Annotated in this window: 14 protein-coding genes; all 14 read left to right on the top strand. The window is 40.4% G+C overall.

The genetic code is table 11. The features are described 5' to 3' along the window. The first annotated feature begins 182 nt into the window (after positions 1-182). On the top strand, positions 183-854 hold the full coding sequence (locus ACYX4O_RS14515) for a tetratricopeptide repeat protein (RefSeq protein ID WP_476351741.1): 672 nt from the start codon (positions 183-185) through the stop codon (positions 852-854). Between the two features lie 15 nt (positions 855-869). After that, entirely contained in the window at positions 870-3,206 is a 2,337-nt protein-coding gene (gene recD2, locus ACYX4O_RS14510) for an SF1B family DNA helicase RecD2 (protein ID WP_476351740.1), read from the top strand. A gap of 145 nt (positions 3,207-3,351) precedes the next feature. Next, positions 3,352-3,540 (top strand): hypothetical protein, encoded by a 189-nt coding sequence (locus tag ACYX4O_RS14505; RefSeq protein WP_036785611.1) that lies wholly within the window; start codon positions 3,352-3,354, stop codon positions 3,538-3,540. Between the two features lie 24 nt (positions 3,541-3,564). Further along, positions 3,565-3,720 carry a DUF3918 family protein gene (locus ACYX4O_RS14500; protein ID WP_188651370.1) on the top strand — a complete coding sequence of 52 codons (156 nt, stop codon included), beginning with the start codon at positions 3,565-3,567 and terminating at the stop codon, positions 3,718-3,720. A gap of 615 nt (positions 3,721-4,335) precedes the next feature. Then, positions 4,336-5,403, top strand: a complete 1,068-nt coding sequence (locus ACYX4O_RS14495; protein WP_476351739.1) for an AI-2E family transporter — start codon at positions 4,336-4,338, stop codon at positions 5,401-5,403. Between the two features lie 379 nt (positions 5,404-5,782). Beyond that, positions 5,783-8,428: an alanine--tRNA ligase gene (gene alaS, locus ACYX4O_RS14490; RefSeq protein WP_476351738.1), complete on the top strand. Its 2,646-nt coding sequence runs from the start codon at positions 5,783-5,785 to the stop codon at positions 8,426-8,428. 90 nt (positions 8,429-8,518) lie between these two features. After that, positions 8,519-8,785: an IreB family regulatory phosphoprotein gene (locus tag ACYX4O_RS14485; protein ID WP_036785619.1), complete on the top strand. Its 267-nt coding sequence runs from the start codon at positions 8,519-8,521 to the stop codon at positions 8,783-8,785. A 1-nt stretch (position 8,786) separates the two neighbouring features. Next, positions 8,787-9,206, top strand: coding sequence for a Holliday junction resolvase RuvX (gene ruvX / locus ACYX4O_RS14480; RefSeq protein WP_188651375.1), 420 nt, complete (start codon positions 8,787-8,789; stop codon positions 9,204-9,206). 9 nt (positions 9,207-9,215) lie between these two features. Further along, positions 9,216-9,500: a DUF1292 domain-containing protein gene (locus tag ACYX4O_RS14475; protein ID WP_036785625.1), complete on the top strand. Its 285-nt coding sequence runs from the start codon at positions 9,216-9,218 to the stop codon at positions 9,498-9,500. Positions 9,501-9,948: 448 nt separating this feature from the next. After that, positions 9,949-11,067, top strand: a complete 1,119-nt coding sequence (mltG, locus tag ACYX4O_RS14470; protein ID WP_476351737.1) for an endolytic transglycosylase MltG — start codon at positions 9,949-9,951, stop codon at positions 11,065-11,067. 120 nt (positions 11,068-11,187) lie between these two features. Next, the gene (locus ACYX4O_RS14465) at positions 11,188-11,826 is read left to right on the top strand and encodes an O-methyltransferase (protein WP_476351736.1); all 639 of its coding nucleotides are present in this window, start codon (positions 11,188-11,190) and stop codon (positions 11,824-11,826) included. 145 nt (positions 11,827-11,971) lie between these two features. Then, positions 11,972-12,604 carry a uridine kinase gene (udk, locus tag ACYX4O_RS14460; RefSeq protein WP_345239822.1) on the top strand — a complete coding sequence of 211 codons (633 nt, stop codon included), beginning with the start codon at positions 11,972-11,974 and terminating at the stop codon, positions 12,602-12,604. 186 nt (positions 12,605-12,790) lie between these two features. Then, positions 12,791-13,267 (top strand): transcription elongation factor GreA, encoded by a 477-nt coding sequence (greA, locus tag ACYX4O_RS14455; protein ID WP_476351735.1) that lies wholly within the window; start codon positions 12,791-12,793, stop codon positions 13,265-13,267. 652 nt (positions 13,268-13,919) lie between these two features. Then, the gene (locus ACYX4O_RS14450; RefSeq protein ID WP_476351734.1) at positions 13,920-15,626 is read left to right on the top strand and encodes a peptidoglycan D,D-transpeptidase FtsI family protein; all 1,707 of its coding nucleotides are present in this window, start codon (positions 13,920-13,922) and stop codon (positions 15,624-15,626) included. Positions 15,627-15,629: the final 3 nt, after the last annotated feature.

Below are 15,629 nucleotides of genomic sequence, written 5' to 3'. Positions count from 1 at the left end.
ATGGGGCACCTCTTTTTTTAAAGAGGCTATGTTTGAATTAAAATCATTTACTCTCTCTTATGCGACCAAGTACATAAATGAAATATCTGATACAATGTTGAGAGAAGAAGAGCAGATTCGATAGCATTTTTAAACAATTAAATTAGAAGATAATAAATAGGATTTTGATTAGGAGGAATTACATGGATTACTTAACACAAGGTATTCAATATATGCAGGAGCAACAATATGAAGAAGCAGCACAGGCATTTACGCAAGCAATTGAGGAGAACCCAAATGAACCACTCGGTTATGTGAACTTTGGAAATCTCTTGTTACACATGAATGATCGGGAGCGAGCTGAGCGATTCTTTAAAAAAGCGATTGAGTTGAATGAAGACGTTGCAACGGCTCATTACGGACTAGGTAATGTCTATTACGAACAAGAAAAATACGAAGAAGCTGTAGAACCGTTTCAAAAAGCTATTCAAAAAGGTTTGGAAGAAAGTGATGCTTATTATATGCTTGGACTAAGTTTATTGTACCAGGAGCAATTCAAGTTTGCTCTTGCCTATTTACAACGTGCTACAGAGCTCTCACCAGATGATGCTGAAGTGCATTTTCAATATGGCCTTTGCCTTGCGCAAGTAGGTATGATTGATGAAGCAATCCAAACGTTCACGAGAGTTCTAACGCTAAACGCTGAGCACAGTGATGCTCATTATAACTTAGGTGTATCCTATCTTTATAAAGAAGACCCAGAACAAGCTTTGAAACATTTTGGACTGGCTATTGATATTCAGCCGGATCACATGCTAGCAGCCAATGCAAAAGCTAAAGTAGAAGAGCTGCTAGAGCAAAATCAGGGAGAATAAAAGGAGTAGAACCCTATGGCAATGGAGAAGCAATTAGAAGAGAATTTTGAACCGGAGAAAGGCTTCATCAAAGGGGAACCTCTGCGGATGATTTACCATAATGATGAAGAACACTTTTCCATTGCACTGGTTAAAATCATCGATACAAATGAATCTTTTGATGAATTGGAAATCGTATTAAAAGGACACTTTTCACCATTAGATGAAGGAGAGCAATATACGTTTTACGGGCGTGTGACAAACCATCCGAAATTTGGCGAGCAGTACCAAGTGGATCATTATCAAAAGGAAGTTCCGACATCTAAAGAGGGCATAGTAGGATACCTATCAAGTGATTTATTTTATGGTATAGGAAAACGAACCGCAGAAAATATCGTCGCTATACTTGGGGAACAAACCATTAGTCGCATCCTTCAAGATCCTTCTGTATTGAAAGATGTACCTGGGCTTAAACAAGATAAAGCTGATAGGCTTGTTGCCGATTTGAAACAACATCAGGGCTTTGAGCATATTGTTATTGGGTTATCCGAATATGGATTTGGCTTACAAATGGCTCAGAAAATATATGAAGCGTACCAAGATCAAGCGCTTGAAATTCTGCAGGAAGACCCTTATCAATTTGTGTTTGATATTCAGGGGTTTGGGTTTAAACGAGCAGACGAAGTAGCTTCTCAGAATAATATTGCATTTGATCATCCTACAAGAATTCAGGCAGCTTGTATGTATGCTTTAAATCAAGGCAGTAGTCATGGGCATGTTTATATGACTTTTGAAGCTTTGCAAGATGAAGTACTAAGCATTCTACAAGGCTCATCTGGTGTTATTACACACGAGATTATTTCCCGAGAAATAGCACAACTTGTCGAAGATGAGAAAGTGTTAGTGGAGCAGGAGAAAGTTTATTTGCCATCCCTTTTCTTTGCGGAAGTGGGATTTGCTAAGCAACTCCACAGAGTTATGCTCTCGGAGCTTGAAGAAGAATTTACACAAGCAGAGTTAATGAAAGTGGTTGGAGAAATTGAAGAAGAAGAGAGCATAAGTTACGGGAAAGAGCAGTTTGATGCAATTGAGAAAGCTCTCCATTCTAAAATGATGATCTTAACAGGTGGACCGGGTACAGGAAAGACCACGGTTATTAAAGGTATTGTAAATGCTTATGCTAAATTGAAGCGAAAGTCTTTAAAACCTGCTGATTATGGCAAAGATGAACCGTTCCCATTCCTTCTGACGGCCCCAACGGGAAGAGCCGCTAAACGTATGAATGAGTCAACAGGCTTACCAGCTGTAACGATCCACCGTTTGCTTGGGTGGACAGGCGGGGAGTCCTTTGACAAAGACCAGAATAATCAACTGAGTGGGAAAATCTTAATTATAGACGAATTTTCTATGGTTGATATTTGGCTTGCGAACCAACTATTTCGTGCGATTCCTTCTGATATGCAGGTGTTATTGGTTGGGGATGAAGATCAACTGCCATCTGTCGGTCCAGGACAAGTTTTATCTGACTTATTGTCGACTGATTACATACCGGCCACACAGCTTCAAGAAGTATATCGTCAAAAAGAAGGGTCACAAATCATTCGATTGGCGCATGATATGAAAAAAGGGAAATGTGACGAAGAGTCTTTAGCTAAGTCCCATGACTTTTCCTTTATCACTTGTCATGAGCCGCAAGTGCTACCTGTCATTCAGCAAGTTTATCAAAAGGCTATGGCAAGAGGACACACATTAAAGGATATTCAAATCCTTGCACCTATGTATCGAACAAAAAATGGTATTCATCAGCTGAATCAGGAAATTCAAGCATTAGCCAACCCTCCTTCTAGACAACGTAGGGAAATAAAAATGAAAGATGATCTGACCTATCGTTCCGGTGATAAAGTCATCCAGCTTGTGAACCAACCTGAGTCTGGTGTATATAACGGGGATATTGGTGAGATCGTCGCGATTTACAGAGCTGATGAAACGAAAGAACAAAAAGAAAAACTTGTTGTTTCGTTTGAAGGAAAAGAAGTAGAATACCTTCGAAAAGATCTTAATCAACTCATGCACGCTTACTGTACCTCTATCCATAAGTCACAAGGGAGTGAGTTTCCCATTGTCATCTTACCTATAGTGCGAGGATATAGCCGTATGCTTAAGCGAAATCTTTTATACACTGCTGTGACAAGAAGTAAACAATCCCTTATCATTTGCGGAGACCAGGATGCTTTCAAGAGAGGGGTAGATACGGTGGACACCAACCAACGTTTCACGGATTTACCTGATAAAATTAAGGTTTATATGGAAGCTGAAGTGAAAGGTGAAGAAGACTTAGATGAGGAAGAACTTTCCCCTTATGACTTCATGTAAACCGCACATACTATAACTGTTCCACAAATGATTCATTGTGGAGCATACCATTGGGTGCCAGTAAATTCATCTAAAAAAGTGTATGACTGATCTTTTTCCGGGCAATAATGGCAACTAGAACTTACAAGAGTAAGGAGTTGCCCACATGCATTGTCCAAACTGTAAGCGAAAAGATATCGGGAAAATTGGAAATAACCAATATTACTGTTGGACCTGCTTTATAGAGCTTTCCACTACTAAAGGCAAGGTTCACGTACACCAAGTTGAAGAAGATGGCTCCCTAAGCTCTCTAGATGACTTGTTTGGAGACGAAGAGCAAACAGCCCAATGGTAAATCCATTTACGGGTGGTGAAGCGAATGAACAGAACGTTCTCTTCTCTTGCAGCACTTGGAGTGGGCGCAGCCGCACTTTACTCCAGGTCGAAAAGAGGTCGCAAGAAAGACTTCTCCGATATGTTCTCAAAACGGTCAATGAAGCGTATGCGTAAGAGAGTAAGTAAAGCTTTCCGCTAAGCTAAATAAAGAAACAGGCCCCGCCACCGCGGGGCCTGTTTTTATTTTCAAATATGCCTATTTCGAGGACGCTCGAAGCTGAGTGAATGTTTCCGTTAGCTTTAATTGAGTGTAAGGTTGTTCGGGAAATCACTCGCTTTCCGCGGCGAGCTGGGGAGCCTCCTCAATCGCTTCGCGCTTTCCGGGGTCTCCCCTAGGCTCCTACTGCCGCAGGAGTCTCGCAATTTCCCGAACAACCTTTGCCATACATGATGTAACGGAAACATGCTGTGTGTGGGGAATCGCCACACTTCCCCTCCCTTAAAATGTGGGGGGGCGTTCTTCAACTATAGCAAGGGGGGTCTGGGGAACGGGGAGACTCCTGCGGGAGAAAGAGGTCGACGAGACCCCACAGAGAGCGCCAGCGAACGAGGAGGCTCGACAGCTCGCCCGCGGAAAGCGAGTCGTTCCCTAGACACCCCCAGCACTCAACAAACGTAACGGCCCTTTTTATGCTAATGGGGATTTTGTGGGAGAGGTTGGGTAATATCTTGCCTAGAAAATCTGTAAGCGATAGGTATAAAAGCTTCATAAACCATTCAACCTAATATAAATAGGAGAGTGGGGTGAACATGTATGGGGAAAGGATCTTTAACGCTTCAATGGATCTATAGGTCTGTATTGGTGTTATTAGTGTTATTAATCGTATATTTAATGGTAAAGCTCTTTCCTTTTTATGAGGCGTTTTTACAAATTTTACTTCGTCTTTTTATCCCATTCATTGTGTCCTTGTTTATTGCTTATTTGCTACATCCTGTAGTAGAGGGGTTGTATCATCGTAATGTTCCCCGTTGGCTTGCAATAACGGTTATTTATATCTTCTTTTTTGGTGGAATGGGATATGTGGTATATAAAGCTTATCCGTTATTTTTAAAACAGATTAAAGGCCTAAGTGAAAGTTTACCTGGGTTTGTTGAAACATATAGGCAGTGGATCTATGAGATGTATGAACGGACATCGTTCCTTCCGGAGACGGTTCATGATCGCATGGATGTTATGTTAACCAATGTAGAACAACTGGGTGAGGATTTCATTCTTTCTATTGGAAACCGTTTAACTGGTATGTTCGATGTATTCATTATTCTTGCGGTCATTCCTGTTCTCGTTTTTTACATGTTGAAAGATTATCCAATTATGTCTACAACGCTTTATAAATTAACTCCAAAGCGGTACCGCGACGAGGGGAAAGAGGTCTTACGTGATATCGATAAAAGTTTAGGAAGTTACATTCGTGGACAGCTTCTTGTGTGTTTATTTGTTGGCTTGATTTCAATGCTTGCGTTGTGGTTGATTGGTATGAAGTTTCCTTTAATACTTGGAGGGGTTATGGGAATTACCAACATTATTCCTTACTTTGGTCCGATTATTGGAGCGGTGCCAGCTGTGGTGATTGCATTTACGATGTCGACGAAAATGGTGCTTTTCGTCGTTATTGCTGTATTTATCGTTCAACTTATAGAAAGTAACTTATTGTCACCATTTATTGTAGGAAAGAGTCTTCACATGCACCCAGTCCTTATTATCTTTGCTCTGTTAATTGGGGGAGAGATCGGTGGTATTATCGGTATGATTATAGCAGTTCCCGTTCTCACTATTATTCGAGTCCTTATTCATCATACAAAGATGTTTCGGCAAGAACGTTGACATTTCGCATTTTGTTTTCTATAATTTTGGCATAAACAAATGACTTGAATCGGATAAACAATACGTAGAAGGATCGAGTACATAGCAGACCATCTGACTAGAGAGAAACTCCCTTGGCTGGAAGGAGTTTTTGATGAAGGGCTGTGGAACGCTAATTCCTGAGTGCAGGTAAACACTGCCGGGTTTCGCTCCGTTATAGCGAAAGTAGAGGATAAATAAACTCTACATGAAGTGATGAATTCCATTTGAATTCATAATCAGGGTGGTACCGCGATAACTCTCGTCCCTGCATATAATGCAGGACGGGAGTTTTTTATGTTCTATTGTACATACTCGATCTATACGTGATTGTATTCGAAATATTAAGGAGGCCCCTTTCATGAAAACATTAACCTCTGCACAAGTGCGCCAAATGTTCCTTGATTTCTTTAAAGAGAAAGGACATAGCGTTGAGCCTAGTGCATCTCTTGTTCCATACGAAGACCCAACACTACTTTGGATTAATAGTGGGGTAGCAACTTTAAAGAAATATTTTGACGGTAGCGTGATCCCTGACAACCCTCGTATTGTAAACGCGCAAAAGTCGATCCGTACGAATGACATTGAAAATGTAGGTAAGACAGCGCGTCACCATACATTCTTTGAAATGCTTGGAAACTTCTCAATCGGAGATTATTTCAAGAAAGAAGCCATCGAATATGCTTGGGAATTTTTAACGAGCCCTGATTGGATTGGTTTCGATTCAGAGAAGTTATCCGTAACGGTTCACCCAGAAGATGATGAAGCCTTTAACATGTGGAAAGATGATGTAGGTGTACCGGAAGAGCGCATCATTCGTCTTGAAGAGAACTTCTGGGATATTGGTGAAGGCCCAAGTGGTCCGAATACAGAAATTTTCTATGATCGTGGTGAAAAATATGGTAACGATCCAAAAGACCCTGAGTTATACCCAGGTGGGGAAAATGAGCGTTATCTAGAGATTTGGAACTTGGTGTTCTCCCAGTTTAACCATAATCCAGATGACACCTATACACCACTTCCAAAGAAAAACATTGATACAGGGATGGGGCTAGAACGTATTGTCTCTGTTATTCAAGATACTCCAACAAACTTTGAAACAGATTTATTCAAATCCGTCATCGAGCATACTGAAAAGTTAGCTGATACAACATATGGTAAAGACGAAGAAAAAGATGTTTCCTTTAAGGTTATTGCAGACCACGTTCGTACCGTGACGTTTGCTGTTGGAGATGGAGCGCTTCCTTCCAATGAAGGTCGAGGATATGTGCTTCGTCGCTTGCTACGTCGTGCAGTGCGTTATGCTAAACAAATTGGCATTCATGAACCATTTATGTTTAAGTTAGTTGAACATGTCTCAGATGTCATGGAAGATTTCTATCCGGAAGTGAAGAAAAAGCAAGACTTTATTGAGACAGTCGTTAAAAATGAAGAAGAGCGCTTCCATGAAACGTTAAACGATGGTTTATCCATACTGACAGAAATTATTAAAGAAGAGACAGCTAAAGGGAAGAGCGTGTTTCCGGGAACAGAAGTATTCCGTTTATATGACACTTACGGGTTCCCTAAAGAGTTGACTGAGGAATACGTGCACGAAGCTGGATTCACTCTTGATGAAGAAGGTTTCCGTCAAGAAATGGAACGTCAAAGAGAGCGAGCTCGTAATGCTCGTCAGAAAGTAGACTCTATGTCTGTACAAGAAGGTGTGCTTGGGGAAGTAACAGTAGCTAGTGAATTTGTGGGCTATGACAATCTTGAAACCTATACTACCATTACAGAGCTTGTTAAGAATAAAGATTTCGCATCTGAGGCACAAGCTGGTGAAGAGGTTTATATCTTCCTGGACAAGACTCCTTTCTATGCAGAAAGTGGTGGACAGATTGCCGATAAAGGATATATCCAAACGGAATCTGCAACACTAGAAGTCCAAGATGTTCAAAAAGCGCCAAATGGTCAAAACCTACATCGGGCGATCGTTCAAGAAGGAACGATTCAAAAAGGTGAACAGGTAAGAGCGACAGTAGAACGAGGTAATCGTTCTCACGTAGTTAAAAACCATACAGCGACCCACTTGTTGCACCAAGCTCTAAAAGATGTTCTAGGTGAACATGTTAATCAGGCTGGCTCTCTTGTAACGGGTGATCGTTTACGTTTTGACTTCTCTCATTTTGGATCTGTTTCTGAAAAAGAGATCGAGCAGATTGAAACAGCTGTGAATGAAAAAGTATGGGAGTCCATACCAGTTGCAATCGATAACCATACCTTGCAAGAAGCGAAAGACATGGGCGCGATGGCTCTGTTTGGAGAGAAATATGGAGATGAAGTGCGTGTTGTTAAAGTTGGCGGTTACTCTGTAGAACTATGTGGTGGTTGTCACGTTTACAATACAGCGGAAATTGGTTTGTTTAAGATTATTACGGAATCTGGCATAGGCGCAGGTACTCGTCGTATAGAAGCTGTTACTGGAAAAGGTGCCTATCTGTATATGAACGGAAAAGAAGTTCTATTAAACAAAGCAGCTGACCTATTAAAAACGAAGCCAGACACTGTTCCAGAGCGTATTGAAGGATTATATCAAGAAATGAAAGACGTACAAAGAGAGAAAGAGTCTCTCTCTGCTAAAATATCTAACCTTGAAGCATCTTCTATTTTAGATCAATTCGAAGAAGTAGAAGGCGTTTCCCTATTAGCTAAGCAAGTCGACGTATCCGACATGAATGCACTAAGGAATATGTTAGATGATCTAAAACAAAAAGTAACTTCAGGCATTATTCTTCTTGCATCTGTTAACAATGGTAAAGTACAGTTAGTATCAGGTGTAACAAAAGATTTAATCGATCAAGGATATCACGCAGGGAATCTAATTAAAGAAGTAGCGACTCGTTGCGGAGGCGGCGGAGGCGGCCGTCCAGACATGGCACAAGCTGGTGGTAAAAATCCTGATCAAGTAGAAGAAGCGGTAAACTATGCAAAAACATATGTTCAAACCGTTGCAAATCAAGGATAATAGGAAATAGATAGTAAAAAACTAGCTGTATTCTCAAAATGAAGCTTACATGTAAGCGATATGTGGGTACATCTATAGAGAGGTGATTGTATGAGTTCCATGGATAAAACAATGAAATTCAATTTTCCAGAAGAACCGTTTGATGAAAATGTGAAAGAGGTTTTGCTTTCGGTTCATGAAGCTCTAAGGGAAAAAGGGTATAACCCGATCAATCAGATCGTGGGATATTTATTATCCGGGGACCCTGCTTACATTCCTCGTCACAAAGATGCACGGAATTTAATTCGCAAGATGGAACGCGATGAATTGATCGAAGAACTAGTGAAATTCTATCTAGAACAACAACAAGAGGGTTAACATGAAAACAATTGCTTTAGATGTAGGAGAAAAAACAATAGGGCTCGCAGTAAGCGATGCTTTTGGCTGGACAGCGCAAGGGTTAACAACCCTTCGCTGGACAGAAGGTGAGTATGAAGATGCCTTTAAAAAACTAGAACCATACATGAAAGAACATGAAGTGAGTAAACTAGTTATTGGACTTCCGAAAAACATGAATGGTACGATTGGACCAAGAGGTGAAGCTTCTCAAGTCTTCGCAGAAAAGTCAGAAGCTTACTTCAACGTTCCAGCGGTTTTATGGGACGAGCGACTAACTACAATGGCAGCAGAACGCGTGTTGCTAGATGCAGATGTTAGTCGTAGTAAACGAAAAAAAGTCATTGATAAGATGGCTGCTGTAATGATTTTACAAAGTTATTTAGATGCTAATTCAAATTGAGGTGTTACGATGAGTTTAGAAGAAAAAGAGCGCATTATTATTCCAGATGAAAACGGTGAAGAACATTTATTTGAAGTACTATTCAGCTTCGATGTAGACCAAACAGGTCACTCTTATATCGCTGTGGTTCCAGCAGAGCAACAGGAATCAGACGAAGAAGTTGAAGTATTTGCTTTCCGTTACCAAGAAAAAGAAAACGACGACGATGACCTAGCTCTATACCAGATCGAATCTGACGAAGAGTGGGAAATGGTTGAAGAAGTACTAAACACACTAGTAGACGAACAAGAATAAAAAAGAGGCCCTTAAAGGGCCTCTTTTTTTGTGTCTAAATGTGTCCAATATGAAGGATGAGAATAGGGCCCGTTACTTTTATTGAGTGTTTGGAGGGACGAACGATTCTACAGTCGGGTGGTAGCATAGAACACTCCTACGGCATGTTTCCGTTCCTCTTACTTCTGGAGAAGGTGGTTTGGGAAATTGCGAGACTCCTGCGGCAGTAGGAGCCTAGGGGAGACCCCGGAAAGCGCGTAGCGGTTGAGGAGGCTCCCCAGCTCGCCGCGGAAAGGGAGCGATTTCCCAAACCACCTTAAGCTCAATAAGAGTAAACGGGAACATTATCTCAACTTCAAGTCCTCTGTATACGACAAAACCAGAAATCGAAAGATGTAAATTTTCAGCAAATGATAGAAACACAAAGGGGAATTATAGTATAATATAGCGGATGGAAGGAGGAAATGTCATGTCTTCGTCGAATCATGATGATCCAATGAAAGATAACCAAACCAAGCGTAGTGCGGAAGCGAAAACTGTTCGTAAAATCGTAGCCATCGTACTCGCTGTAGTTATAACGGTAATAGCTGTTGTCGGGATTACGGGGTATGTCTACATAAGCTCCGCTTTAGAACCGGTAGACCCAGATGACACGACAAAAGAAAAGGTAGAAATACCGATAGGTTCTTCCGTATCACAAATTGCCTCCATTTTAGAAGAACAAAATGTGATTAAGGATAGTCGCGTGTTTCGATTCTATGTGAAGTTTAAAAACGAAGCAGGATTCCAAGCAGGTGAATATTCCTTCACCCAAGCTATGACGCTTGAGGAACTCATTGAAGCATTAAAGACAGGTAAAGTGGTGAAAGATCCTTTATTAACGGTAACCATTCCAGAAGGAAAAACAGTTGAACAAATTGCTGATATTTATTCCAAAAAGACGAGCATTAAAAAAGAAGAATTTATGAAGCAAGTGAATGACCCTGAGTATATTGAATCGTTAATTGATAAACATCCATCTATTCTAACGGAAGCGATTCTAGATCCTGAAATTAGAACGCCTCTTGAAGGATATTTATTTGCTGCAACCTATGATTTCTATGAAGAGGATCCTACGGTAGAAGCAATTGTAGAGAAAATGATTAATAAAACAAAGAAGGTTCTCGAACCTTATATCGCTAATATGAAAGATCGTGGATTAACCGTTCATGAAGGGGTTACTATGGCTTCCCTGGTAGAAAATGAAGCCAAGACCAAAGAAGATCGCCAAAAAATTGCGGAAGTGTTTTACAACCGTTTAGAAGAAGGGATGCCTCTTCAAACAGATCCAACAGTGTTGTATGCGTTAGGTGAACATAAAGATCGAGTATTGTACGAAGATTTAGAAGTGGAATCACCTTATAACACCTATCATGTAAAAGACTTGCCAATTGGGCCAATTTCAAACTTTGCAGAAAATGCAGTTGAAGCAACCGTGAACCCAGTCGATTCAAACAATTTATATTTCTTAGCTGCTTCAGATGGTACGATTTACTATTCTGAAACGTTAGAAGAGCATAACAAAAAGAAAAATAAATATATTAATTAATATTTGTAGGAATGTGAGGGGAAAACCTCTCGCATTTCCTACTTTTTTTATGCTAAAATAAGAGGGTTGTGACAAACCAGGAATATGTGATTTAATTCTATGTTAAGGGGGGAAAGAGGTATGATCGATCCAAAATTAGAACACTATTTGATGCAAACTATTGACCAAAGAGAAGAAGACATTGTGGCAATAGAATCTTATGCAACAGAGAATCATGTACCGATTATGGAACCCTTAGGTATAGAATTTTTGCAGCAAATGATTCGAATTAAACAACCTAAACGAATATTAGAGATCGGTGCAGCAATTGGATATTCAGCCATTCAAATGGCGAAGAGTTATCCAAATTGTGAAGTTGTATCTATTGAGAGAGATGAACAAAGATATAACGAAGCTGTTCGAAATATAAATAAACTAGGTTTAGAAAATCGTGTCCATGTATTATATGGAGATGCCTTTGATTTAGCAGATAGTCTGAAAGCAAAAGGGCCATTTGATGTATTGTTTATCGATGCAGCTAAAGGGCAATATCAAAGGTTCTTCGAGTTATTTACGCCTGAACTAGAACCAAACGGCATGGTGATTTCTGACAATGTGTTATTTAAAGGATTTGTTGCAGATGATCCAGATGATGGTTCTAATATTGCAAAAATTGCTCGTAAAATAAGGACCTATAATGAATGGCTCGTCCAGCATCCAGATTATCAAACTACAATCGTTCCAGTTGGAGACGGAGTAGCTATTAGTGTAAAGAAATAGAGATAGAGAAGTTAGAGGTACTGCTAGTGATATAAATATTGAGCATAATGATAAATAGCTAATGCTCAGTATGAAAGGGAATAGGAACTAGATCATTCTATTGCCTTGAAACATAATCGGACGAACAATCGAAAGGAGAAGCAGCATGAGTGATAAGCCCGTAGTCATAGGTGTTGCTGGTGGAACTGGATCAGGGAAGACAACCGTTACCCGTTCTATTATTCAGCAGTTCACCGACAAAACAATCTTGATGATGGAACAAGATTATTATTATAAAGATCAAAGCCATTTACCGTTTGAGGAACGTCTAAAAACCAATTACGACCATCCACTCGCTTTCGATAACGATTTACTAATCGAGCATGTGAAAAAGCTCATTCAGAAAGAATCTGTAGAAAAGCCAGTGTATGATTACAAAATCCATACACGTTCAGACGAAGTTATTCCAGTTGATTCTAAAGATGTTATTATCTTAGAGGGAATCATGGTTCTTGAGGACCCACGTCTTCGTGATTTAATGGATATAAAAGTTTTTGTTGATACAGATGCAGATGTGCGTATTGTTCGCCGTCTTTTGCGTGATATTAAAGAGAGAGGCAGAACAATTGACTCGGTTATTGAGCAGTACATTAACGTTGTACGACCTATGCATCTTCAATTTGTAGAGCCAACGAAACGGTATGCAGACATCATCATCCCAGAGGGTGGACAAAACCATGTTGCAATCGACTTAATGGCCTCTAAAATCAAGACCATTATCCAAGAAAAGGGAAAATAGAGCATAAATAGATAAAATTGTTGAAAACGGATTAAAAATCTGCCATGATATGTGGTAGTAGTTCTAGAACGCCAATTTCTTTTATAAAATAATAACGTTTAGTTTGAGCGCACAGCTATTGTGCCGCTCATTTTTATATAAGGATTTGGGTATTTCTTTTTGTATTGTATGAAGGAGTGATTGAAGATGTCTGAAGAAAAAAGCTATTATATGACCGAAGAAGGATTGCAGAAGTTAGAAGACGAACTGAAGTATTTGAAAACAGAAAAGCGTCAAGAAGTTGTGGAAAGAATTAAAATTGCTCGTGGATTCGGAGACCTTTCCGAGAACTCAGAGTATGACGCTGCTAAAGATGAGCAAGCATTTGTGGAATCTCGTATTTCCCAAGTGGAAAATATGATACGTAATGCAGAAATCATCGAAAGCGATTCTGGAAATAGTGACGAGGTTTCACTTGGTAAAACTGTCACATTCCAAGAACTTCCTGACGGTGATGAAGAAACATATACAATTGTAGGAAGTGCAGAAGCTGACCCGTTTGAAGGAAAAATCTCAAACGACTCCCCAATGGCTAAGAGTCTTTTAGGACATACCATTGGAGAAAAAGTTACAGTCGCTACACCTGGTGGCGAAATCAACGTTAAGATTGTTAGTGTTGAATAGTAAATAAATACAGACAAGCCCATCGGAGTCCCTCTCCAATGGGCTTTTTTATGTTGTTCTCCTTAAGATAAGCATAGTCAAGAATAGGATAGGTCCGTTGCTGAAAGAGTGCATGGGCAGGCTTGGGGACCACTCGCTTTCCTGCGGGGAGCTGGGAAGCCTCCTCAATCGCTACGCGCTTTCCGGGGTCTCCCCTAGGCTCCTCACCCCGCGGGAGTCTCGCAGTCCCCAAGCCTACCCTGACGTTAATATGGTGAACGGACCGGCTTATTGTAATTGCTCTTAAGCGCCATGCCATACCTCCTAAATTAGGCATGTTTCCGTCTATACCCTTTTGGCTAGGTGGGCCTGGAAATTGCGAGACTCCTGCGGGAGAAAGAGGTCGACGAGACCCCGCAGGGTGGTTTTCCCGAGGAGGCTCGACAGCTCGCCCGCGGAAAGCGAGTGATTTCCAGGCCCACCTTACGCTCCATTTAAGCTGACGGAAACGTCTCTATCTATCGCAAAATAGAACCGTCTTGAATTCAAGCATTCTATAAAAGAAAGCGTAGATGGAATGTAATTACAGAGTGCTATGGAATTACGAGTGTCTGAGGGGTTTAGTGCGTCATTAGACTGGAGATAATGATGCGTGAGGTGACGTGTTGTGAAGGTGAAGCGAACGATAGTTGTAGCTATAAGTTTAATCATGCTGTTTAGTGTTCTTTTATATAGATTAGCCGACATTCAATTACTCTCAACAGAGCGGTTTGGTAAGAAAGATGTGAATTTATTAGAAGCAAGTGTAGAACAACGTACACAGTCTGTTCTTCTCCATAATGGGAGGGGGAGTTTCCTGGATCATAATGGAGTTTCAGTGACGAACCCTCCTCAATTAGACGTTGTATTTTTTCCGTTTCTTAAAGATATCGATGTTCCAATTGAAGATGTAGCGGCACTAGTGAATGAGCCTTCTTGGAAATTGGAGCAATGGATTGCGCAGAGTGAAGAGCCTTTTTATGTGTCCGATCAACTAGGGCGCACATTAACTGAAAAGGAATATGAAGCCTTTCAAGATCTTAATTTTCCGGGGATGATTGCAGTGAATAGGGCGAGGCATGGGGACCCTGAAGTGGCGACTCATTTTTTAGGGGTTGTAAGAGGAAAAGGGGCGTCAGGGTTAGAAGAGACATTTGAAGAATTCTTGTCGTCTAAAGATGAAGAAAAGTTATTATATCATGTAGATGGAAAAGGGGATCCTTTGTTTGGATTAAATGTAAACTACTTAGGACAACAAGATCCATATTATCCTGTTCAGGTAAAAACGACCCTTGACCTTGGCCTGCAGCAACACGCTGAAACATTAATAGATGCTTCAGATATGGAGGAGGGCGGATTAGTATTAATGGATATAGAATCAAGAAATGTTCTCGCTATGGTAAGCCGTCCTAAATTGGACTCTAATGATCCAAATAGATATGAAAATCATATGATAAAAAGTTATTCTCCTGGTTCTGTATTTAAAACAGTTGTGGCTGCTGCTGCTATTGAACACCCTAACATAAATATACGAGAGACTTATAATTGTGATTTAAGTATAAATGAAGGGAAAGAGCCAAGTCGCTCACTTGGTTTTTTAACATTTGAAGAAAGCTTTGCGCAAAGTTGTAATTACACGTTTGCGAAGATAGCCAATGAAATGATGGCTCAAGATGAAGATGTGCTTGAAGATTATGCCGCTAAACTTGGTATTACAGATTTTGTTGGTTGGAAGGGGGATCTATTCCGTCTCAAGGAATTTAAGCAATTTGGGCGTGAAGATCGCAATCAAATATGGGGAGTGGACCCACAGAAAATGGTGCCACTAGCTATTTCGCAAACGGCTATCGGTCAACTAGATGTTAAGATGAGTCCTTTATCTATGACAAACATGATGGCGACGATAGCATCTGATGGGATTAAGAAGGAAGTACGGGGCGTGACGGATATTCTGTATAAGAATGGGTCAGAGTTTATCGAATTTCCTGAACATAAGGATTTGGATAATCGTCTTTCCTCATATAGTGCTTTAAAGTTACAAGAGTTGTTGCAACAAGTACCTACTGCACAAGGGACAGCCAGTAGTTTACAAGGGCTGAACATAGCTGGAAAATCAGGTACTGCTGAAGTAGAAAATGAGGATGGCTTTAAGAAAGAGATTTTTCACCATTGGTTTGCAGGCTATTTCCCTTACGATCAACCAAAGTACGCCATGGTTGTAGTTACTCTGAATTCCAAGAAACCAGGGCCTACCTATTCAGTATATAAAGACATGGTATCCTATCTATATGAACAAGAAAATAAGGAAGAGATGAAAAGAAGGGACCCAGCTTTTGAGTAGGGT

This window comes from Pontibacillus sp. ABV4_188, assembly GCF_056311905.1.
The sequence above is the reverse complement of the archived record's forward strand: the minus strand, read 5'-3'. Positions and strand labels throughout refer to the sequence as shown.